This window comes from Bradyrhizobium vignae, assembly GCF_900324035.1.
Taxonomy (GTDB): domain Bacteria; phylum Pseudomonadota; class Alphaproteobacteria; order Rhizobiales; family Xanthobacteraceae; genus Bradyrhizobium; species Bradyrhizobium vignae.
Genome location: NZ_LS398110.1, coordinates 2,026,254 through 2,046,078 on the forward strand (window position 1 = coordinate 2,026,254; position 19,825 = coordinate 2,046,078).

Consider the following 19,825-nt stretch of genomic DNA (forward strand, 5'->3'; position numbering starts at 1 on the left):
AAGGAGCACCGCCAAGGAAAACTGCATATGTCGACCATCCACCTTCATCGAACTACCACGGCGACGCCCGAGCAGTACGTGGCCGGCCTGACCGATTTCGGGCCCGGCCGCTCGAAGCTGTTTGACAACAGCAGCGATGCGTATCTCAAGGTGCATCATCGGACCGGCTCGCATGCCGATGTCACTGAAGGTTCAGGCGGAATCTGGGAGCGCCTGCATTATGACTGGTCTGATCCTGAGCACGTCGTCCTCACGACAACCGACTCCAATGTGTGGAGTGGCGCCTCGGGTCACACCTATACTTTTACCCGTAAACCCGACGGCACGACCGACATTGATGTGGTCGTGATACGCGACGGCAGAAACCTGACGGGTCGGCTGCTCGGCTTCGTGCTCGGGACCATCGGCAGGGGTGTTCTGGAAAAGGCTTTTGAAAACTCCGTCAAGGCCATCGAAGCCCGGAACAGCAAGGGTGGGCAGCAAGACCCAGGCATTTCCGACCTCGCCGCCTAAGCAGTTGGATAGCACCCCGATGCCCTCGTCGCCGGCGCATGCTAGGATGTTGCCCAGAGTTCTGGTTGAGAGATCACCCGAACGGATTGCTCCGGAACGGGCAATGGCGAAACGGCTGACAAAAACTGCGCCACCGCAGCAAAATCAGCGCGCGCGCGCCCCGCGTTCGGGAGAACTTTCACTGCTTGGGCGAGAAACTGAAATTGCTCTCATCGATCAGCTTCTCGACAGGATCCATGACGGCGGGGCAACTCTCTTTATCAGCGGGGCACCGGGGATTGGAAATCAGCGCTGCTCGAGAAGGCCAAAGATAGGGCCCGTGAACGGGACATCGTCGTATTGGGCATGACCGGCGTGCTCGCTGAAGTTAATCTGGCGTTTGCCGGACTTCAGCAGGCGTTGCGTCCACTCATGAAGCTGGCAAAGGCGTTGCCGCCCCGCCAGCAGTCTGCCTTGCTGAATGCGTTCGGGCTGGGCGAGGAAGCTGCTGAACCACCCGATGTCTGGCTGGTCGCGCTTGCAACGCTGACGCTGCTCACTGAAAGCGCAACTCACAAACCGATCCTCCTGGTCGTTGACGATGCGCAATGGCTGGATGAAGCGACGCGTGACGTGCTGTCGTTTGTCTCCCGGCGTCTGAGTGCGGATTCGATCGTTCTGCTGCTCGCTCTACGAGAGGGTTTTTCCCTTCCATTTGGCCTGCTCGACATCCGGGCCCCTGACCTCTCCGGGAAGCTGCGCGACCGCTTTCTCAAGGAAGCCGCCGGCAATCCATTGGCGTTGGTAGAGTTGCCGCACAACTTGCGAACTGAGGACGACGGGGAAGCTCCATGGCTTCCCTTGACGGAGCGACTTGAACGCACCTTCTCCAGCCGCTTGTCCGGTCTTCCGGGCGCCACTCAGATGCTGTTGAACGTTGCCGCTGAAAACGACGGAACGTCTCTCCACGAAATCCTGCGCGCCGGCGAAGTGCTGCTGGCCCAGAATATCGGAGTCGACGCCCTTGCGCCCGCCGCCTCCGCCCAGCTGATCGATCTCGATGCAATGCAGGTTCGGTTTCGACACCCGCTCGTGCGATCCGCGATCCATCGAACCGCCGACGTTGCAACGCGCCAAAAGGTTCATTCCGCGCTTGCGGCGGTCATCGAGGATCAAGACCGCCGGCTTTGGCATCGTGCTGCGGCGACCGTGGGGCCCGACGACGACCTGGCCGCCGAACTCGATCTCATGGCGAGCCGTGCGCAGAGCCGGGGCGCCAACACCATGGCCATGGAGGTTCTGCAGATCGCGGCGAAGCTGAGCAGCACGGCGAAGGCCAGGAGAGAACGATTCTTGCAGGCCGCCGAAATTGCAACCGACCTTGGTCGACCGGGGTTGCTGGAGCATCTGTTGCGGGAAGCCGAGGTGGAGCCGTCGTGTCAAGCGACGTCCGGATTTAACCCCGTAGCGACGTGAAGAAGTGACCCCCTTGTTGTTTTGGTGGATGTGGCAAGCCGCTCGCGGAGCGCGCCCCCATAGCGCCGTAGCGAGCGAGCGGCTTGCTTCACGGCTTTTTCTCCGATTTAGCTTCTGGCGCGGCGGCCTTCTGCAAAAGCCCGCTACGACGCTTTTCTTTCAAGCGGTAGCTGTCGCCGCGGATTGTGATCACGTGACTGTGGTGTAACAGGCGATCAAGGATCGCGGTGGCGACCACAGGGTCGCCGAAGACTGAGCCCCACTCGCCGACGCTGCGGTTGCTGGTGAGCAGGATCGCGCCTCTCTCGTAACGGCGGCTGACGAGCTGGAAGAAGAGATGTGCGGCATTGGGCTCAAAGGGCAGATAGCCGAGTTCGTCGATGATCAGGAGCTTTGGCTTGGCAAATTGCGCGAGCCGCTCGTCAAGCCTGCCTTCGCTGTGTCCTTTGGCGAGTTGCGCAACGACCGTCGTGGCTGCGACGAACTGCACGGAATGCCCAGCCAGGATCGCTTCACGCCCCAGCGCGACCGCCAGGTGCGTCTTGCCAACGCCAGGCGGCCCAAGCAGCAGCACGTTCTCGCCATTGGCAATCCAGCGCGCACCGGCAAGCTCACGTACCTGCTTGGGGTCTAGGGACGGCTGGGCCGAGAAGTCGAAGCCGGAGAGATCGCGAACGAACGGGAAGCGAGCGAGTTTGAGGGTCATCTCGATGCGCCGCTCGTCCTTGCGGGCGATCTCGCGCTCGCACAGTAGCACCAGGGTCTCGCGCAGGCTCAGCTCTTGTCGGCCGGCCTCGTCCAATAGCCCATCCAACTGGTCGCGGACGGCGGTCAGCTTCAGGCGGGTCAGCATATCGCTCAGGCGATCGGGGACAGCGGCGCGCATCAGAAGCCCCCTCCGACGATTGCCTCATACTCGCCGAGCGGCCGCAGCAGCGCCGGCGAGTGCGGCGCAACGGACGATCCTGCGAGCGCGGCAGCTCGGTTCGATCTAAAGCCAGTCAGGCCCGCAAAATGCTCGGGGTCGACGACGCGGCGGCGACGACCGGCACAAATCGGATGGACGGCCACCTCATGGATCCCATGGTGGATGCGCACCAGCCCGTCGGCGATCATCACTCGCACCATCTCGCCGATTAGCCGCCAGGGCACCGAGTAGGCGTTGCCATCGATCTCGACGGCACAGTCGGCCTGCACACGGCGGATCACTTCACGTGCAGCCTGGAAGGGCGGCCTCCCAACGATGGGCTTGAGTGCCTGCGCTTCCGCCCGCCTGAACCGCTCGATCGGAGGCTCGCCGGTCGTGCCATGCTGGCGCAGGTCGGCGACCTCCCGCGTCCAAGCCTCAAGATGCGCCTCAAGGGCGTCCCAGCTCGGGAAGGCGCGGCCCGCGATCGCGTTTCGTTTTACGTAACCAACGCCGTTCTCGGTCTTGCCCTTGGTCCGGGCTCGGTATGGCGCGCAGGCACGGGGCCGGAAGCCCCAGTGCTTGGCAAATGCGCTCAGCTTGTCGTTGAAGACCACTGTGCGCGTGATGGCGTCATGCTCTACGACCAAGGCACGGGCATTGTCGAACAGCACTTCTTCGGGCACGCCGCCGAACTTCATGAACGCGCTTTCCAGGCCGTCGAACCAGTTCTCTTGCCGTTCGTTGCGGAAGGCTCTGACATGATGCCGGCGCGAGTAGCCCAACGTGGCGACGAACAGGTAGACGCGAACCTTGGCGCCGCCGATCTCAACCAGCCGTTCACCAAAATCGATTTGCAGTTGCTTGCCAGGCGCTGTCTCGAACCGCACCGTCGCGCGCGCTTCCGCCGCAAGCTCCTGGCGATAGCGCTGTACCGCCCGCTCAACTGTGCGCAGGCAGACAACGATGCCTTTCTCGGCTGCCAACTCCTGGCGGATCACGTCAGCATTGCCGCGGTGCTGCCGCAGACGCTCCTTGAGCCAGCTCTCCTGGCCCTCAAGTGCCTTTTTGCGCTGCGGTTGCCGATAAGGTGTCCAGCCGCCGGCCGCGATGTACTCCTTCACCGTGTTGCGGCTGATCCCGAGCTCCCGGGCAATCCGTTTGCTACCCCACCCCAGCTCGTTGAGCCGGAGTATCGCCGAAACCTCGTCCGGCTCCAGCATGGCCTCCCTCCGCGGATCTTTGAACCGCAGAGGACCTGAACTGAGTCGCTGCATAAAACCCCCGTTTTGATCGTGTCGCGAGGGGGTCAATTCCTCGTGTCGTCAGGGGGGCAATTTCCCATGTCGCCCGACAGCCGTCGGATAGGCTGGGCGGCGCCCGGGTCGGCTGGTGCCGCGAGATGAGTCAACCTCTTATGGTCAATGATCTCGGCAGGATTTCCGCCCTCGTAAATCTTGCCGACCAGGCGCGCGCGGCTGGCGCGAAGGACTTGGCGAGCAATCTTCTCTGGCGAGCGGCGCAACGCTGCTGGTGGAGCAACGCGGGTAGCGAGCTTCGCGCGAGCGTCCTCACCGCCGCAAGATCACTCGAGTTATCGGAGCTCGACCCGCGCGGCATCGCCATATCCGCCTATTCCGACCCGCTTCGACGAAGCAGCGAGGTATACGCGGGGCTGAAGCTGCTTTCGCAAAAGGGCGGCCACGATCCTCATGTTGCGCGAATCCTGGGAAGCACTGCAAACGTCATCGGCGCGTTTGATCTTGGTGTAAGTTTCCTGGCTGAGTCTACCGCGGGGCTGCGCAAACAGGGGCGAATCGGCAATTTGGCGCGAGCGTTGTTCGCTCAGGCATGGGCTGAAATGGAAGTCGGCGATTGGATCGGGGCGAGGCGAGAAGCTGAGGAAGCCGCCCGTTTTGCCGAGGAGACCGGATCTGCAGTATGGACCGCAGCGGCCACGATCGTGAAAGCGCAGCTTGCGGGCATGCAGGGCAGGCTTGAGCAGGCCGAGACATGCGCGACGGAAGCGGAGCGCCTGGTCTTGTCGACTGGCGCCAGTTTCCTGCTTGCGATGCTGCAGTTGGGGCGCGGCATAACGGCCATCGGTGCCGGTCGGCATTTGGAGGCCTTCGAGCATCTGCAGCGGCTGTTTGCGCCGGCCGATCCGGCTTTCAACTCTGGCCTGCAATTCTTCGCGCTGGCCGACTTTGTCGAAGCGGCCGTCTATTCCGATCATTCGCAGGATGCACGCAAGCTGATCGATGAGGTCGAGCGCGTATCCGATCCGGATCCGGTGCCGTGGGTCGCAACGATGTTATGCATGGCATGGCTTCGATCGCCTGTCTGAGCCGATACCATTTTGCCCGCGCCTTCAAGCAGGCCGTCGGACATTCTCCTCATCGCTATGTCAGCATCAGGCGCCTTGATCGCGCGAAAGCCTTGTTGACGCAAGGTGATCGATCGTTGGTGGATATTGCGCTGGCGCTCAGCTTTTCCGACCAAGCCAGTTTCACACGCGCATTCAGCCAGGCAACAGGTCGGGCGCCCGGCCAATATCGCCGCGAGTTTGGATCGCGACAACACGATTCGTCGCCGGCTGATATCAGACAGGCTCTTCCGGTGCTGGCGTGAATCCGGAGGTCGCGTCATCGCCACTCTCAAACACGCACGGCCATCATCCAGCATCTGCATCCGTCTTCATTGGCCAGCAACAAATGACAAAACAAAAGCATGTGACGCAAAGAACTCGCTCGGTCCCTTAACTATGTTCGATCGCGACGAAGCAAGGCACACGAAGCGTCCAGCGATTGCTCAGTGCCGACATCGAACGGCAACACGACTGAGGAGCTCTGTGATGAGCATCATAGATGCAAGTGCATTGCCGAGCGGCTCCGCATCACGCCAACGCCATATCACGATGACGGGATCATTGATGCGCTCGCGCAAGCGCTGCTGGATGTATGGGGGCGGGTCGAATTGCCGTTGCGACACCGCGCCCTTGCTGCTGAGTGATCAACCATGCGTGCCCGGCGGCATGCGCCGTATTGATATCTGCAAACCGAGCCGATTGGCCAAAACACACATGGAGCAGACAATGAAAAACCTTCTCACTCATACGATCGCCGCAAGTTGCCTAGTCGCCTCTGTATCGGTCGCACAGGCCCGCACAGTTTACGACGGCTCTTGGGACCTTCTCTTCGTGACGCAAAGGGGCGCGTGCGATCCGACCTACACGTTTTCCGTCAATATCACTGACGGGGTCGTCACACATCCCAACCTCGTGAGGTTCAGGGGCCGTGTGGCGCGCTCGGGCGCCGTCCGCGCTTCGGTGACCGTTTCGGACAAATATGCGTCCGGCTCAGGTCGGCTCTCGAGCCATACCGGTCGGGGAACGTGGAGCGGCTATTCGGGAGGGGCGCGTTGTTCGGGGTATTGGTCTGCCCGGCGGAACTGACGAATCTGTTTCCGACTACTGGTTCGTCCGAGGCAATGCTGGTGTTCGGCCGGCGACTGCTCAGCCGCGTCAGTGGTGAATGTTACTCGCGAATTATCGTGCGGCCGCGCCGGTGCGTGTGGGTTTCCGCGCGCCGGGGCCCGGATGGACGTGAACCGCCTTCGCCGTCAGCGGCTCGCCGCACTCCGAGCAGACCATGACGGGATCAAACATCTTATGGCAGTTCTTGTGTTCGTGCAGCAACGGTCGTCCGCGCGAGTCGACCATGTGAACGTTGCCCCAATGCACGATCGACATGATGATCGGATAGAGGTCGAGATCCTTTTGCGTCAGGATGTATTCATAGCGCTTGCGCGCTTAGCGGTCGAGAACAGCATCGCGGCTGTGACTGCCATAATTCTAAGCTTCAGCGAAGTCATGGATGACGTCCCCTTACGCTGCGGACGAACAGGCAGGCCGTTGATCACGCGGTGCGCCAGCCTACCGGCGACGAAAAGGCATAAGCATAAGGTGATCAAACCATTTCATATTCCGGTAGCCGTTACGCTCCTCCTCAACTTCATGGTCAATTATAGTGCAATTTAACTATTTGCGTCGTTTGATTGCGTCCGACTAATTCGTCAGTCCGAAGAAGGGTAAAACCGGATTGCGACCGAAAATTTGGGGGCTCGCAAGACGTGACCCGTTTGGGTCATGCGACAGATGAGCGTTTGCTTAGTTTGACCTGCAGGTGGCCTAGGGCTGGCGTTATGACAGCCGGAGGGGTCGTCGCTGCACTGCAGCATTAGAGGCGTGAATGTTCACCAGGAGCCTGCTCGCGCTCGGAGCTATGTTGGCTATTGTTCACCCTGTCCACGCAGGCGAATCAATTTGGGATCACAACGGGTCAAGGCTCAAGTGGTTGAGCGACGGTCAGAGGCGGTCAGCTGTCTACTTTGAACCGCGAGAAGGTCTCTCGGCTGCGGGAATCGAAGTAGGAACGGTCTTATTCGAAGGCTATAGAAGAGGAAGTGCACTCAGCGGAAAGAGCTATTTGCACCGCAAGGGCTGTCCCCCAGCTTCGTTTGATGTGGCGGCCACGATAACAGACGAGCGTTCAATCTCCCTGATAGGTAACGCGCCTGTTCGGGCGGCAGGCTGCGATGTCGGAAGTGCAACTAAGCCTGTCACAATTCAGCTCGATTTCAACAAGGAAGCCACGGACCGACTCACCAACGGCAACAATACCAACATCTCCAGCCTATCGAGCGAACCTTCGTCAGGCGATATTCCGAAGCCAAGCGCTTCTCTGGAAGGGAAGATCGCGACCACCAAGTGTGGCCCCGACGAGACGCTGTCGGGAAACGACTGTGTCCCGAACAAGCGGTACGGCGCGCTTGCGCTAAGCAGTACCAGCCGCCTCGCTTACGGAATGTCATGGGACCGAGTCACGGCGAGCCAGGCGCAAGCCGATTCCATGGACCGCTGTCGAAGTAATAGCGCCGGGGTCGCCTGCCGGGTCATTTTGGCCACCGATGCCTGTATTTCACTGTATTGGACGAGTACCGGGACCGGCTGGGGAGCTGTCGCCCGAAGCACCGCAGAGGAAGCCGATCGTGATGCTTATGCGCAATGTCGAAGCGCCAATCAGTCTTGCGTCAAAGCGGGAGAATTCTGCAACCGCACCGCGCACTGATCGACGTGACCGGCTGCTTTTTGGGGAACCTAATATGAGACGCTCGATCGCCCTTCTGCTGTTGTTGGCCTGTGCTGTGCCCGCCGGGGCTGCGCCGCCATCCAGTTGCGCGGCAAAGTTCATCGGGGACTGGAGACATTCGGGCAGTGGTAACAGAGGCACCATAACCCCCGATGGCAGGGCGTTGTGCAGCGAGCACCCCTCCTGCGTGCAGGGCACCTGGACCTGTTCGGGAAACGTCCTGACCTACACCAACAGCCTGGGGTCGTGGAATTACACGCTCGCGCCCGACGGGAAATCGATGTCGACGAACGGCGGCGCCGCGGTTGCAACCCGGATCGGAGCGGTACCGGCCAGCGCACGCGCCAAGGATTCCGGATCTGCGGTCAATAACGTTGCTGCGGACGTTCTCGGAATCGACAGGACGCCGTCGCCGGCCCCGGATGCGCCGCCGCCCGCCGCTGCCTTGCCGGCAAAGCCGAGCCCCGCGGAAGATGATCCCGCCAAGGCCGCGGCGGCGCGGTACGCCCGTACACTCTTCAGTGCCGGTCAGGCCGCAGCGCGTGTTGCCGGTCAGTCCGGCGGAGGACCCGCGGACTGGTCCACGTCCGAAGACCGCTTCCGGGAGGCGGCTTTAGAGTTCAGAAAGGCTGGCGATGCGAGAAACGAGAAGATCGCCTTGAAGAATGCGGACGTGGCCAGGAGGGAGTCTGCCAAGCCACCCCATCGATTGGTGCAGGCGCCGAATGCAAGGAAATCTCCGTCGGCCAAATACAGTCTGCGTTGCAAGATGTACGAAAAGCAGCTCGAGGCCAACGCAGACGACGCCCGAACGGCTGAACTGCTGGCGAAACTCCGCAGCGAGCACAGGGATGCGGGGTGCTGAAACGCGTCGCGTACCTTTGAAACTCGACTCTCGAGGCATTTGCCGGGCGTGTCGTCAGCCATCGAACAAAAACTCGCAGAGATCGCGCGGCTCGAATCGGAGTTCGGTCCGCACGACCTGGGGCTCGCGGACGCCCTCGAGGATTTCGCGCTGTGGTACGCCGATAACCGCATCTATTCGGGCGCCGAACCCTATTTCCGCCGCAGCCTGGAAATCCGGGAACACATTTTTGGCGCTGACATCGCTGTTGCCGATGCGCTGGAGCGTTGGGCGAAATGTGCGGAGCGCAGCGACAAGGGCGATGCGCAAACGTTGTTCAGCAGAAGCCTGGCGATCCGGGAGAGCCTCGCGGGCCCAATGAGCCTCGATCTCGTGCCCTGTCTCGATGCGCTCGCCGGCTGGTATCAGCGCCAGTTTTTTGGCCGTGACCAGGCCGTATCCTATTTCCGGCGCAGCCTTGAGATCGTCGAGAGCCATGGTGCCGCCCCGGCCGAGGTGGCGTGCAGGGTGCTGAATATCAGCCGACTCCTCCTTCCCGGCCGGCCGGCGGAGGCCGAGCCGCTGCTGCGCCGGGCGCTTGCCATCCATGATGAGCAGCATGCGCCTGACGACGCGGAGCTCGTCGCTACGCTCGATGCTCTGGTAGGGACGTTGATTGCGACTGGCCGGCATGACGACATCGGACCTCTGATCGCGCGCAGTCTGAATGCAAAAGCGGTGTTGATCGCCGATCAGCCGGCGAAGCTGTTTGAGGTCTTCGAAGCCGCCATCGAAACGTTCGCAACGTATGGTCGTGTCGAGGACTTCACGTCGACGCTGCGAGGCGGCGCCGTCGACAAATGGCCGCATCAGGTCAAGCTGCTGCTTCGTTTCGCCCACCGACTGCTTCAGCACGGCCGCGAGGCGGACATGAACGAAGTCGTCCGGCTTGGCGTCGGGGCTTTGCAAGAGACCCTTAGTCTTGAAGAGGACGATCGCTTCGACGCGCTATGGGAGCTTTGGCCGGGTTTCTCTGACGACGACTTCAGGCAGATGAGCGAGGCGTCCGGTCCCGGGATTGATCGGGTGGCCCATGCCCTCGGTAGCATCGCTGCGGGCGATTCCATCACCCCGCCTCGGCGCTGGTCGCCCATCGTCCCTGGCGATAAAGAGATCATCGAGATCGACGGCAGCGAGCGTTCGCCGGACGACCCTGACGATGAGGACAAGGGAGGTGAATCGCCATGACGTCCTTCTATGCACCCAATCACCTCAAGCACATCGCGGGACTTGAAAAGCGCTTCGGACCGGTCAGCGACGAGGTCGCGACCGGCTTGAGGTCGCTCGTCCGGGTGATCTGCCAGCATGAAGATCCCGTCGAGGCCATCCCCTTTCTCGAGCGCTGTCTTGCGATCGAGGAAGCCCTGCATGGTTCCGAAGCGACACTTTCCGATCTCAATACCTGGATCGGTCAGGCGGGAGGCGTGGAGTTCGAAGACCTCGAACCGCTGCAGCTGAGACGGCTGGCCGTCAAGACCGAGGTCTTCGGCGAGACGAGCAACCAGGTTGCAGCCGAATGCCAAGCCCTCGCCCAACGCTATGGGTCGAACGTACCCTATCGGAAGGCACGGGCATTGCTCGAGCGAAGCATCGCGATCAAGGAAAAGCTCCATGGCGCTGATAGCGTCGAAGTTGCGGAGGCGGTCGATCTTCTGGCGGAGACGAGCGCGCGCTTGGAGAAATGGAAGGACGTCGAGGCCGATCTCCAGCGCAGCCTGGAGCTGAAGGAGAAAATCTTCGGAGCGAGAAGCGAGCAAGTTGCTCGGTCGCTGCTCGCCGCCGCCATCGTCTACGCCAATGCCAGCAAGCTGCAGCAAAGTGGAACGAGGCACGAACGCATCCGCAAGGCCGTCTCCGCGTTCGATTCTGGCCTGAACCTTCTGGAAGAGCGATTCGGGCCGGACAGTTTCGAGGTTCAGAATGCGCTCGAAGCCATGATACGCGCCTATGTGGAGTGCCGGGAATTTCGGCGGGCCGAGCCGCTGTTGAAGCGGCTGCTTGCGATCCGCGAAAAAGCGTATGGCAATGACGCCCCCGCCTTGCTGTGGATTCTCACGGAGCTGGCCAAGGGATATGCCGAGGAGAGCGTCGACGAAGCCGAGCCCATGCTGGAGCGTAGCTTTGCAATGCTGCGGATGTTGCTCGACGCGAAGAAGCCAATCTTTCGCCCCGGCATCGCGAATCTGCCAGGCAATGGCGACGGCGTGCTGGAACAGCTTGTCCGGGCGTCGGACAGATTCCGGAGCAATCTGAGGAAACGCTGGGGAGCGGCGGGCTAGAGCGCACATGACGGACTATGACAAGATAAAGCGCAAATGCTATTGCTGCGGCATGCTTTCCGAACGCTGGGAGCTCATGAGCTCGAACTCCTTCGGTTCGCGCGATCTCGACCAGCGCCCGCCGGGAATGTTCCGCTCGACCGTCGACGCGTGGCTGCAGGAGTGCCCCTATTGCGGTTACGTTGCGCCGAGCATCGACAAGGGTGATGCGAAGGCACGCAGCTTCGTCGACACGCCGGAGTTCCGGGCCGCCTCGCTCGATCCCCTGGCCGAGCCGGCGTCGCGCCGCTTCCTGGTTCGCTCGGCCCAGGATGCGTTTTACGGGGACCGGAGATCCGCTTTTCTCAATACGCTCCGTGCGGCCTGGGTGGCCGATGACAGCGGCCGGGCGTCCGACGCGACCGCCTTGCGGCTCAGAGCCGCCGGTCACCTCGGCGAAGGTCCCCTCACATCGCTCGACACCCGCCTGTTGCTGCTCGATGTCCTGCGGCGGGCGGCGAGCTGGCATGCCGCCGCGGCGCTGATCGCCGAGCTGATGGCGGAAGAGCTCGAGCATCCTTTCGCCGACATCGTGGCCTATCATCGCCGCAGGATCGAAGTGAGAGACAGCGGCCGGCATACGATCGCGGAGGCGCTTGCCCGCGAGTCGGAGCCGGACAGGGGCGAGGCCGACCCGGAATTGGTCAAGGCGATCGCGCGCCATTTGAAGATTGTTCGAAAGCCTGGAGGAAGCTCGTGAGAATCCCCGAGACGCTTGCGGTTCTGTGATGACACTTCCGATCTTCCTCCCGTCTTTGATCGCACTGACGTCTGTCGGCGTCCCAAGCCGGGCGGAAACTCCCCACAATCGCTATGAGGCAATATGAGGAGCAAGACTCTTCATGCTATCGCCGCATGTTTCCCGCTTCTGATAAACCTTCCCGCCAATGCCGAAGGTACCGACCACGAGCCACTGCTCCGGCTCGTGATGGAGGGTCTCGTAAGTCTGGAATGCCCAAGACTGGATCGGGAAGTCGCCACGTGGGTGAGCACTGCTTCCAACCGTTCCAGTTTGACAGCGACCTTGCACCTGAGAGCAGGACAACCCTTCCGCATCTCCTTCTCGGCCGATCCAGACGGCGCGGGAAACCGCGAAATAATCGGTGGCGGTACGTTCGGCCCAGATGGCGAAAGCAAGCCGCTTCCGGGTGAGGAAGATCTATTACCAGCACAGAGGAATGTGACGAAGGTGACTTTGGTCGTCATGGAGAAGTTCTGCAAGCAGGGCTCGCCGACGTCCGAAGCTCATGACGAACAATAGAAACAAGTTCGGTTGGGCACCCAAAAAAAGATAGCTCAGTGGCCGCACGAACCATCTTGAGCCGCCATGGCCTTGCTGAGCCGCCGCCGCTGCACGTCAATGATCTCCTGATCCAACACGCATTGGACCTGATAATCCTCGACGAAGCTGAGAAGCATCTGTTCGGCGCGCACGAGCGCTCGCGCGGTCATGCAGCGGCTCGACGCGCCGGCACTGTTGAAAGCATCCGTCGCCTGCTCAGCGTGGCCGTCCAGCTTGGCGTAGTCATTCGGACATCCGGCATGGCACGCGCCGGCGCTGAGGAGGCAAATCAGCATTGAGGCCGTGACCGCTCTGTAACGGCTGGAAGAATGGCGACATGAGCGGTCCATCAGAAGCTCCCCCGGTTGCGGTGCCTACTCCGCAGGAGTCTTGCGCCGGCGAAAGCCGAGGGCCGCACACACACACACCAATGTGCCGATCAGAGACGCGCCCGAAATGAGATAAGACCTATCGAGCTCTTTGGTCCGGTTGTCGATCTTGACCAGGGTAAGCTCGGCGATTGTCCCGTTCAAATAGCTGCGCAAGTACTTAATTTCTTCCGTCAGGTTGTGAGCGTGTATGCTGAAGATGACCACCTCGACCAAGAGGAGGGGCGACGAATATCCAGCCCCATTTGCGCCGGGGTGCGTGTTCGGTCGTTTCAACTGATGTCATTGCCTCCTCGCTCACTCGTACCTGCTCAAGCTGAAGGCGATGCTCAACAAGGCCCAACGCCTTGCTATGTTCATTCCGGCCATCGTGGATATTTTTGGCTGAGGACACCTATCGCCCAGCTGATCGCTTGCAGTATTCCTCCTGGTCCTTCTTTCCTGCCTCCGCGGACTGATCGAGTGTGTGGAGCCACGAATCTGCTTCGGCCTTCGCCATGTTGCAGGCATTGACGGCAGCAAACAGTAGTTGCCTCAATTCGGCAAACTCCCGAATGTTGTCAGTATGAGCCTTGCACAGCGCTTGATAGAACGCTTTCGCCGATGCTGCATCTTTCATCGGCGGCGCGCTATTTACGGCTCTAGTGAATCGTTCGGAAGACTTGTCTTCAAAGCGAAGGAAGGCATTTCGTGCGTCTTTGCATTCATCTGCCTTGGCCTGAGCGGAGTGGCAGGTGCTCAGAATTGTAGAGACCAAAATGACCAACAGGTACGTTTTCATGGTTTATTCCTCATCTGACCAACGGCAGGCGGTGTCTAATCTTAGCCCGTCGCGACACGAACTGGCCTGAACTGCGAACTAAGTTAATGCTATTGCCGCTCCCACCTCTTCAAGCAGAGCTGCTTTGCGCGGGGGTCCTTGTCGATACTGTATTTGACGCACGAGCCGAACGCTCCAGGCAAGTCGCGCTCGACAGTCAATGAGATATGAGATGGCTTTTTCTCCCCGTAGTATGAGGTGACGTAGAGCACCACCCGCGCATCGGCTGTGAACGAATGCCGAAATGGCTCGCTCGGCCCCTCGGAAATCTCCTGAAAGCAACCGCGGCTCATGTTAGCCATCCTATCGGCTCGCTGGTCCAACTCTTTTCTGGTCGTTTGATCATAATCCCAAGTGCAGTCGTAGTTGGGGGCGGACCTTAGCGCCAAGTTCGGTTCGTGCTCGTTGCCAATGTTTATCGTACACTTCGCACTCGTGCCCAAGAAATCGAGGGACAGCGCCACCGGCGTGGAGAACGTGTCCACGCCGACCATCTCGCTGATTGCGATCTTGTCCGCAAATTTCTTGTCTACCCTTTGCCCTGTAATTGCCTTGAAAGCGGAGGGTGCATTGTCAGCTACCGATCGCAACATTTTGCAAAATTCAGTATTCCGCGCACTCGGGTCAGCTTGCTTCACGACGGGCGTCTGAGGCTCCTCGTTCGCAGCTTTGTCTGTTTTGATCTCACTGAGTCGCTTGATCATCCCCGCCAGATATTCGAGATCCGCTTTTCCGCACGCCTCGGACTTCCATTTCGTCCTTTCGTTGACGGCTTCGACCTTGTGCTTGGTGATCGGCTCGCGCTGGCAGCCCGCCTCTTTGTATGCCACCTCCTTGTCGTAGCCGAGACGCCAGTATTTGAGCTCCGCCTCGGCATTGATGCATGCCAGGCCCTGATCCCATTTTCTGCGCTCGGCATTGTAGGTTTCGGGCGACAAGCGGCCTGCCATGTACTTCTCTCGCATCTCCTCCAATTCGCGGGGCGGATGTAGATCCGCAATTGCTGCGCGCTCACGCGCGACCCGGTTCTCGGCCGCCTTTTCTTCTGCGCCTAGCTTGTCGTAGATGGCAGAGCACCGCGGGTCTGCGGCAAAGCACATCTGGGAAGCTGCCGAGGCGATCCCGACTAGCCCGAACGATAGAATCGCGTTTCGACCGAAACGGGCTTGTGAGGTAAATTTGATCAAGAGAGTTCTCCTTAAGACTATCTGCTCGGCCGCCGCCGACTCGGCGCCGACCTACGTGGTGCGATCCAGCGATCACACAAGACCCTGGACAACTACGGTCTCTTTATCCGTCTGCAGGCGACAAAAGGATTCGAGAATTCGCAGCCTATGTCACGGGCCCCGGCCGCATTTTTCGATCGGCCGGCGCCAGCCGGGAACGTCCACCCGCGGGATCTCATAGCGCTGGTGTCCGCTCGCGATCGTCAGCGGGTCTGCCTTGGCGATCAGGTCGAGCAGGCGCGAACTCACCTTGTCCCAACGCTTGCCATAGAGCTCAGGATCTTGCCTTGCAAAACCGAGGTCCCACTGGACGAAGGTGGTTTGATCGTCCGCGGTGGGCTCTTCGAACTCGCCGCGCAATGTCATGCGCGCGCTGGCATTGCTGATCTCGATGGATGCGCTGCCGGAGGTCTTCGGCGTTCCCGGATATTTCGCGTGCAAGGCAAAGGCGTGACCGCAGCTGAGCAGGAAGATGATCTTGCCATCTTGCGAATAGGTTAGGGAAGGATCGTCTCGCGCGTCGAATTCGAACTTCCATGATCCGGCGAGGCCTAACTCGGGGTAGGCCAACAGCAGCGAGGCCGTCATCAGGAAGATCAAGAGCGGTCTGCGAGATCGCGACATGGCCGGGACATCAGCAAGTTTTGACATGGAGAATCTGCGTTGCCGGCGAGCCCGCGGGCATGACCCAAATGGGTCAGCCGAGGCACGATTTGTTCGCATGCACCGGGTTCGAGCCTTTGCAGGAGTCATATCAGCTGTGAAACGAGGCTGATCAGCTCCGATTGCCGGTGGATGCCGGTCTTGGAGAAAACCGATCTCAGGTGATTGCGAACGGTCTCGCGTGAAATGCGCAGCCGCTCGGCGACGCCGTCAATTGACATCCCGCTTGCGAGCAGCGCGGCCAATCGGGATTCGGCCGGTGTCAGATCGAATGCTTCGGCGATGAGGCCGGGGTCCGGGCCCGGGCGCGGCAGCAAGTTAGAGAGCGTCAGCATCGCGCGTGCCCCCAGAAATACGTTGCGAGCCGCGCCATCGATGGGCAACACGCGGATGACGACGGGAGGCTTTGCCGTTCGCCGAACCGGAATGGGTGCAGCAGGTAACGCGTGGCTGTCGGGTGTCGACCGGATCAGGTCGACCAGCTGATCAAGTTTCGCGAGCGCGCTCTTGTCGCGCACCATCAGCCGCCGGTTGCTGATCCGGATGTCGTCGTCGAATCCGGCATCGGCCGCCGCGTTCGTGCTCAGCACCATTCCCCGGCGGTTGAGAACGAGTGCAGGCTGCTGAACCTGGTTCAGCACGTTGGTCATGGACGTGAGCGCCACGCGGCCCACTGCAGTGGCAAGGGTAGCCGTTTCCGTCAGTCGCGGTGCAAGCCGCGCCAGCAAGCGTTTGTCACGCGCCTCGAAAGAACCCTCGCGACCCGTTCGCTGCAGGGTCAGCGCCCAGGCGGCGGACTCGGCCCAAAAGCCGACACCCGCGAACCATTGAAACCCGAACGGATACAGTACCTCATTATACATGGGATCGGAACGGATCTGCTCCGGCGTCAGCACGTCGTGGTCGGTGACGATCTCGCCGGACATCATTTGCGGAAATCCAGCGGCTCTCGGATCTCTTAGGTGCCAATCATGCTTGAAGTACAGCTGAAGGGCCTCATCGATCGATTGCGTCCGTGGGACGTCTGGCGTTCGAACGTCGCTCTGGAGAAGGATGGCCGCTGATGCGCCGACCGCTCTGCAGATGTCGTCCATGATGGCGGGCCAAGCGGCGGGATCGATGGCGGCTTCCCCTAGTCGATCGATGACTTTCGACAACCGATCGTTATCAACTCCATTTGTCCCCAAGAGCGGTCCCCCTTCCGCGTAAACCTGCAATTGCCGTTTTATGACGGCAGTTGGCACAGGCAGGCCAAAATGGCCTGTGTGCCAGCCGACTCACACCCTCCTCCAAAGGTATGAACGCCAGCTTGGAAATTCTCGCGAGAGCAGGGCGATGTGCAAGGCTGGTCCGGGATTCTACGGAGCACCTGGAATGGCGAGCGCAAAGCCTGCGGTATTATAGAACCGCGCCATCGGGGGCAGCAGTCGGCACGCCGAAACCGCAGGCATGACGTTCCGGAGCACGGTCCAGCTGACTGACCCGTTTGGGTCATGCAGCCGCATCGGCCGCAAGCTAGTTCGGTAGCGGTCGCTAGTCCGAATTTTGTCGTTTGATGGCATGTCGCTCGAATTTCCTCCTGTCGTGATCTGGCTGCGCCTGCGCCGAGGCCGCCGGGCTGTGCTCATCCTGCGCTCGGTCGCTCCATGACAAACGACCGCAAAAGCAACGTGCGGTGTTTCTGCTGCGGGCAGACCTCGGAGCAATCGGTCCTTCTGAGCACCAACGAGATCGGCTCCCGGGATATCGATCAGCCCCCTTCCGGTATGGAGCGGTTCAACATGAGCGTCTGGCTGCAGGAATGTCCGACCTGCGGCTACGTCGCTCCGGACATCTCCGACGGAGACGATCGCGACCGCCTCTTCGTTCAGACCGAGAGGTACGCAGCGCTACGGGAGGGGCCGCATTTCTCCCGGCGCGCGTCCCGCTTTCTCCTGCGCGCCGCGATTGATTTCGCGCGAGATGATTTCGAGCGAGCCTTCGTCAACACGCTGTACGCGGCACGGGATGCCGATGACTGCGCTCTCGGGGAAGTCGCGAGCGGTTTGCGGAAGATTGCAAGCCGATATCTCGTCGGCCGTTCCGTTATCTCCCTCGACCTGCAAGGGATGTCACTGCATGCGCTCAGGCGAGCCTGCTCGTGAGCATTCGAATAACATTCCCGCCAAGCCTAGTCGCACGCACGTCGAGCCGTGTTGCCTTGGCGCTTGCCGTCATGCTGGCACTTGCTCGTTGTGCACCGAGCATCGGTGCAACGCGGAGTCCATTGCTCGGAATGCACATCCAGAAGGTGATGCAGGAGTTCGGATTGCCGGACGGCTTCAAGATGCTCGCTCATGGCGCGAAGGCCTATGAGTGGCAGCTGCGTGCTGCAGCTGAAATCCATACCGAGCAGGGCGAGCGGCGAACCGAAGACCTGTTCTGCACCGTGACTGTCCGCGTCTCTCCGCGCGAACGGGTCACCTCCGTCAAAACGGAAGTCTCGAGCGTCAGCGCGCGCCTGTACGCATCGGCCGGCGCCTTCGGTTGTCTTTGCGCCGACAGCTTCGGCATGAAGCGGGAGCGCAAGCCCGCATGCAAGACGCCGCTTGCACCCATTTAGTTAGTCAAGACCGATTACTCGAAAATGCGATCGAAAGGAGCTTGTAGAGTGCAGAATTCAGCTTCAAACAAGATCTGGACAGGTGCTCTGATCCTACTGGCAGGGATCATCGTGACCGTCTTCTCGATGATGGCGTCGCGTAGTTCCGGCTTTGTCGTCATCGCCTGGGGCGCGATGCTGTTCGGAGGGATCAGGATTTTGTCGGGCCTGTTTCAAGCGGGGAGCGGGTCAGGCGGATGACGGCCACCCGCCGCGCGTGCCATTCCTTGAACATTCCGAAAAACGCGACCCGCCATTCGTGGCTGTCACTAACGCCATGGGCGTAGGCGAAGACAAGGCACGTGCGCGCCTCAGAAATTGAAGAGTCGGCAAGAGGAAACGATACATGTACGAATTCATTCGGCGGGCCTGCCTGCTTATCGCGGTCGCCTTCATTTTCTATCCGCTCGGATCGCACGCAGCCAATCGATGCCCGCCGGATTTCAGCGTCCAAAACCGGCTGGACGCAGAGCAGAAGGCAGCTCAAAATCTTGTGGCCCGCGAACGTGCCGCCATCGAGGATCTCAAATATGCGACGATGGCCCCAATTGGAGACAAGTACCAACGGAAGGAAATCGACCAGGACGAGTACAACAGACTGACCAAACAGCGGGACGACGCCTTGCGCTGTATAGATGCGGAGAATGCTCTAAAAGACAATCAGACCTACTACACCATGCAAGTCAAATTGATCGAGGCTGGGTGCCAGAGCGGGCCCGTCGACAAAATGTATGTCGGCTGGGTTCGCGAGAAAGAAGACCGCAAAGCCAAGGCTTGCGCCAAGGCCGATTTGGAGTATCTGGCGCAACTCGTGCGGCAGCTCAAGGAGATTCAGGCGGACAAGCTAGCGAAGGAAGAGCGGTCAACGCCCGCCGTCAAGCAAGCCGACGCGAGCCAAAAGAACGGGCAATTTTGCAATCAGATCCGATCCGTCACTGGCCACGCCGCGACCTTGTTTGCGGGCATCACCAGGGAAAAGAAGGTCGAATGGTTTGTCGAGCCCGGGACGTTGGGCAGCAAGGGTGTCAAGATCAGCGACATGGCGGCCATCGATTCGTACGTCACGCCTGTGACTGTTTCGCAGGAATTCCTGGTAACGCCAGCGAAGTGCGTCATTCAAGTCGGCACAGACGCGGACATCACGCTACGCATTGTTCCGACCTATGCTTGCGATTGGGAATATCTGAAAACCACGAGGCGCGAGCTGGAGGAGCGAACCGACAGGCTCCTCAATCTCGTCCGCGGCTGTTACGAGAAGACCGCAGAGGATGGCAACTTCTACCGACACGATTTCATTGCCGATAACGCAGCCAAGATCGTGGGTGACCTTTATTATGGCGAGGGCAAGCCGTCTAGAATCTATCTGAATATCTCGAAATATACGCCGGCAGAAGACAAGGGATGCATGCAATACGGCTTCCACCACAAGCCGGAAGATAAGCAGCTCTGCATGCGACGGCTGAAGCCTTAGCTAAACGCCCCCTCATCGCGAGTCGTATGGCGGTGCGAATTAGCGGGGCTCCCACCATGGTCAATACAAGCAGGCGGACAAGCCTC

Annotated in this window: 22 protein-coding genes and 2 pseudogenes; 15 read left to right on the forward strand and 9 right to left on the reverse strand. The window is 60.4% G+C overall.

Going from position 1 to position 19,825, the window contains the following annotated elements; all coding sequences use genetic code 11:
* The first annotated feature begins 27 nt into the window (after positions 1–27).
* Positions 28–513: a hypothetical protein gene (locus BRAD3257_RS09880; protein WP_122401661.1), complete on the forward strand. Its 486-nt coding sequence runs from the start codon at positions 28–30 to the stop codon at positions 511–513.
* Between the two features lie 330 nt (positions 514–843).
* Positions 844–1,968, forward strand: a complete 1,125-nt coding sequence (locus BRAD3257_RS09885) for an ATP-binding protein (RefSeq protein ID WP_430648829.1) — start codon at positions 844–846, stop codon at positions 1,966–1,968.
* 88 nt (positions 1,969–2,056) lie between these two features.
* Here the strand turns inward: BRAD3257_RS09885 and istB are convergent, their stop codons facing one another.
* Positions 2,057–2,854 carry an IS21-like element helper ATPase IstB gene (istB, locus tag BRAD3257_RS09890; protein ID WP_122401602.1) on the reverse strand — a complete coding sequence of 266 codons (798 nt, stop codon included), beginning with the start codon at positions 2,852–2,854 and terminating at the stop codon, positions 2,057–2,059.
* On the reverse strand, positions 2,854–4,098 hold the full coding sequence (istA, locus tag BRAD3257_RS09895) for an IS21 family transposase (RefSeq protein WP_347338424.1): 1,245 nt from the start codon (positions 4,096–4,098) through the stop codon (positions 2,854–2,856). The genes istB and istA overlap by 1 nt, the downstream gene beginning before the upstream one ends.
* Positions 4,099–4,292: 194 nt before the next feature.
* Between istA and BRAD3257_RS09900 the strand changes: the two genes are divergently transcribed.
* From BRAD3257_RS09900 to BRAD3257_RS40915, 3 genes and pseudogenes are all read left to right on the forward strand, one after another.
* On the forward strand, positions 4,293–5,222 hold the full coding sequence (locus BRAD3257_RS09900; protein WP_122401662.1) for a hypothetical protein: 930 nt from the start codon (positions 4,293–4,295) through the stop codon (positions 5,220–5,222).
* Positions 5,201–5,506: a helix-turn-helix transcriptional regulator gene (locus tag BRAD3257_RS09905; RefSeq protein ID WP_244607921.1), complete on the forward strand. Its 306-nt coding sequence runs from the start codon at positions 5,201–5,203 to the stop codon at positions 5,504–5,506. Before BRAD3257_RS09900 ends, BRAD3257_RS09905 begins: the two co-directional genes overlap by 22 nt.
* Before the next feature lie 252 nt (positions 5,507–5,758).
* Positions 5,759–5,887, forward strand: a pseudogene (locus BRAD3257_RS40915) (5-aminolevulinate synthase); the annotation flags it as partial.
* Between the two features lie 535 nt (positions 5,888–6,422).
* Here BRAD3257_RS40915 and BRAD3257_RS40920 read toward each other — a convergent pair.
* A pseudogene (locus BRAD3257_RS40920) lies at positions 6,423–6,680 on the reverse strand (winged helix-turn-helix transcriptional regulator); the annotation flags it as partial.
* 445 nt (positions 6,681–7,125) lie between these two features.
* Between BRAD3257_RS40920 and BRAD3257_RS09930 the strand changes: the two are divergent.
* From BRAD3257_RS09930 to BRAD3257_RS09955, 6 genes are all read left to right on the forward strand, one after another.
* Positions 7,126–8,004, forward strand: a complete 879-nt coding sequence (locus BRAD3257_RS09930) for a DUF4189 domain-containing protein (RefSeq protein ID WP_122401664.1) — start codon at positions 7,126–7,128, stop codon at positions 8,002–8,004.
* A 34-nt stretch (positions 8,005–8,038) separates the two neighbouring features.
* Positions 8,039–8,890: a hypothetical protein gene (locus BRAD3257_RS09935; protein WP_122401665.1), complete on the forward strand. Its 852-nt coding sequence runs from the start codon at positions 8,039–8,041 to the stop codon at positions 8,888–8,890.
* Between the two features lie 48 nt (positions 8,891–8,938).
* A complete protein-coding gene (locus BRAD3257_RS09940; RefSeq protein WP_122401666.1) occupies positions 8,939–10,117 on the forward strand; it encodes a tetratricopeptide repeat protein in 1,179 nt (392 codons plus the stop codon).
* An 86-nt stretch (positions 10,118–10,203) separates the two neighbouring features.
* On the forward strand, positions 10,204–11,208 hold the full coding sequence (locus BRAD3257_RS09945; RefSeq protein ID WP_145986997.1) for a tetratricopeptide repeat protein: 1,005 nt from the start codon (positions 10,204–10,206) through the stop codon (positions 11,206–11,208).
* Positions 11,209–11,215: 7 nt separating this feature from the next.
* Positions 11,216–11,947 (forward strand): hypothetical protein, encoded by a 732-nt coding sequence (locus BRAD3257_RS09950; protein WP_122401668.1) that lies wholly within the window; start codon positions 11,216–11,218, stop codon positions 11,945–11,947.
* A gap of 123 nt (positions 11,948–12,070) precedes the next feature.
* Positions 12,071–12,508, forward strand: a complete 438-nt coding sequence (locus BRAD3257_RS09955) for a hypothetical protein (protein ID WP_122401669.1) — start codon at positions 12,071–12,073, stop codon at positions 12,506–12,508.
* A 35-nt stretch (positions 12,509–12,543) separates the two neighbouring features.
* Here the strand turns inward: BRAD3257_RS09955 and BRAD3257_RS09960 are convergent, their stop codons facing one another.
* The 6 genes from BRAD3257_RS09960 to BRAD3257_RS09985 form a co-directional block, all read right to left on the reverse strand.
* Positions 12,544–12,879 (reverse strand): hypothetical protein, encoded by a 336-nt coding sequence (locus tag BRAD3257_RS09960; protein ID WP_129145353.1) that lies wholly within the window; start codon positions 12,877–12,879, stop codon positions 12,544–12,546.
* A gap of 24 nt (positions 12,880–12,903) precedes the next feature.
* Positions 12,904–13,194 carry a hypothetical protein gene (locus BRAD3257_RS09965; RefSeq protein ID WP_145986998.1) on the reverse strand — a complete coding sequence of 97 codons (291 nt, stop codon included), beginning with the start codon at positions 13,192–13,194 and terminating at the stop codon, positions 12,904–12,906.
* 118 nt (positions 13,195–13,312) lie between these two features.
* Entirely contained in the window at positions 13,313–13,699 is a 387-nt protein-coding gene (locus BRAD3257_RS09970) for a hypothetical protein (protein ID WP_122401672.1), read from the reverse strand.
* Positions 13,700–13,788: 89 nt separating this feature from the next.
* On the reverse strand, positions 13,789–14,925 hold the full coding sequence (locus BRAD3257_RS09975) for a hypothetical protein (RefSeq protein WP_145986999.1): 1,137 nt from the start codon (positions 14,923–14,925) through the stop codon (positions 13,789–13,791).
* 150 nt (positions 14,926–15,075) lie between these two features.
* On the reverse strand, positions 15,076–15,588 hold the full coding sequence (locus BRAD3257_RS09980; protein ID WP_129145357.1) for a hypothetical protein: 513 nt from the start codon (positions 15,586–15,588) through the stop codon (positions 15,076–15,078).
* Between the two features lie 125 nt (positions 15,589–15,713).
* Positions 15,714–16,556: a helix-turn-helix transcriptional regulator gene (locus BRAD3257_RS09985; RefSeq protein WP_160118794.1), complete on the reverse strand. Its 843-nt coding sequence runs from the start codon at positions 16,554–16,556 to the stop codon at positions 15,714–15,716.
* A gap of 717 nt (positions 16,557–17,273) precedes the next feature.
* On the opposite strand from BRAD3257_RS09985, the gene BRAD3257_RS09990 reads away from it, so the two are divergent.
* From BRAD3257_RS09990 to BRAD3257_RS10000, 4 genes are all read left to right on the forward strand, one after another.
* Complete coding sequence (locus tag BRAD3257_RS09990; protein WP_122401676.1) at positions 17,274–17,771, forward strand: hypothetical protein; 498 nt, start codon at positions 17,274–17,276, stop codon at positions 17,769–17,771.
* A 131-nt stretch (positions 17,772–17,902) separates the two neighbouring features.
* Positions 17,903–18,229, forward strand: a complete 327-nt coding sequence (locus tag BRAD3257_RS09995) for a hypothetical protein (RefSeq protein WP_122401677.1) — start codon at positions 17,903–17,905, stop codon at positions 18,227–18,229.
* Positions 18,230–18,277: 48 nt separating this feature from the next.
* Positions 18,278–18,469 carry a hypothetical protein gene (locus BRAD3257_RS39255; RefSeq protein WP_129145359.1) on the forward strand — a complete coding sequence of 64 codons (192 nt, stop codon included), beginning with the start codon at positions 18,278–18,280 and terminating at the stop codon, positions 18,467–18,469.
* 145 nt (positions 18,470–18,614) lie between these two features.
* Positions 18,615–19,739: a hypothetical protein gene (locus BRAD3257_RS10000; protein WP_122401678.1), complete on the forward strand. Its 1,125-nt coding sequence runs from the start codon at positions 18,615–18,617 to the stop codon at positions 19,737–19,739.
* The last annotated feature ends 86 nt before the right edge of the window (positions 19,740–19,825 follow it).

What these genes read in the sequence shown, in the direction of transcription:
- BRAD3257_RS09880 (WP_122401661.1), top strand. Translation starts at nt 28, where the DNA reads ATGTCGACCATCCACCTTCATCGAACTACCACGGCGACGCCCGAGCAG.
- istB (WP_122401602.1), bottom strand. Translation starts at nt 2,854, where the DNA reads ATGCGCGCCGCTGTCCCCGATCGCCTGAGCGATATGCTGACCCGCCTG.
- istA (WP_347338424.1), bottom strand. Translation starts at nt 4,098, where the DNA reads ATGCTGGAGCCGGACGAGGTTTCGGCGATACTCCGGCTCAACGAGCTG.
- BRAD3257_RS09900 (WP_122401662.1), top strand. Translation starts at nt 4,293, where the DNA reads ATGGTCAATGATCTCGGCAGGATTTCCGCCCTCGTAAATCTTGCCGAC.
- BRAD3257_RS09905 (WP_244607921.1), top strand. Translation starts at nt 5,201, where the DNA reads ATGGCTTCGATCGCCTGTCTGAGCCGATACCATTTTGCCCGCGCCTTC.
- BRAD3257_RS09930 (WP_122401664.1), top strand. Translation starts at nt 7,126, where the DNA reads ATGTTCACCAGGAGCCTGCTCGCGCTCGGAGCTATGTTGGCTATTGTT.
- BRAD3257_RS09935 (WP_122401665.1), top strand. Translation starts at nt 8,039, where the DNA reads ATGAGACGCTCGATCGCCCTTCTGCTGTTGTTGGCCTGTGCTGTGCCC.
- BRAD3257_RS09950 (WP_122401668.1), top strand. Translation starts at nt 11,216, where the DNA reads ATGACGGACTATGACAAGATAAAGCGCAAATGCTATTGCTGCGGCATG.
- BRAD3257_RS09955 (WP_122401669.1), top strand. Translation starts at nt 12,071, where the DNA reads ATGAGGAGCAAGACTCTTCATGCTATCGCCGCATGTTTCCCGCTTCTG.
- BRAD3257_RS09960 (WP_129145353.1), bottom strand. Translation starts at nt 12,879, where the DNA reads ATGGACCGCTCATGTCGCCATTCTTCCAGCCGTTACAGAGCGGTCACG.
- BRAD3257_RS09970 (WP_122401672.1), bottom strand. Translation starts at nt 13,699, where the DNA reads ATGAAAACGTACCTGTTGGTCATTTTGGTCTCTACAATTCTGAGCACC.
- BRAD3257_RS09980 (WP_129145357.1), bottom strand. Translation starts at nt 15,588, where the DNA reads ATGTCGCGATCTCGCAGACCGCTCTTGATCTTCCTGATGACGGCCTCG.
- BRAD3257_RS09985 (WP_160118794.1), bottom strand. Translation starts at nt 16,556, where the DNA reads ATGATGTCCGGCGAGATCGTCACCGACCACGACGTGCTGACGCCGGAG.
- BRAD3257_RS09990 (WP_122401676.1), top strand. Translation starts at nt 17,274, where the DNA reads ATGACAAACGACCGCAAAAGCAACGTGCGGTGTTTCTGCTGCGGGCAG.
- BRAD3257_RS09995 (WP_122401677.1), top strand. Translation starts at nt 17,903, where the DNA reads ATGCACATCCAGAAGGTGATGCAGGAGTTCGGATTGCCGGACGGCTTC.
- BRAD3257_RS10000 (WP_122401678.1), top strand. Translation starts at nt 18,615, where the DNA reads ATGTACGAATTCATTCGGCGGGCCTGCCTGCTTATCGCGGTCGCCTTC.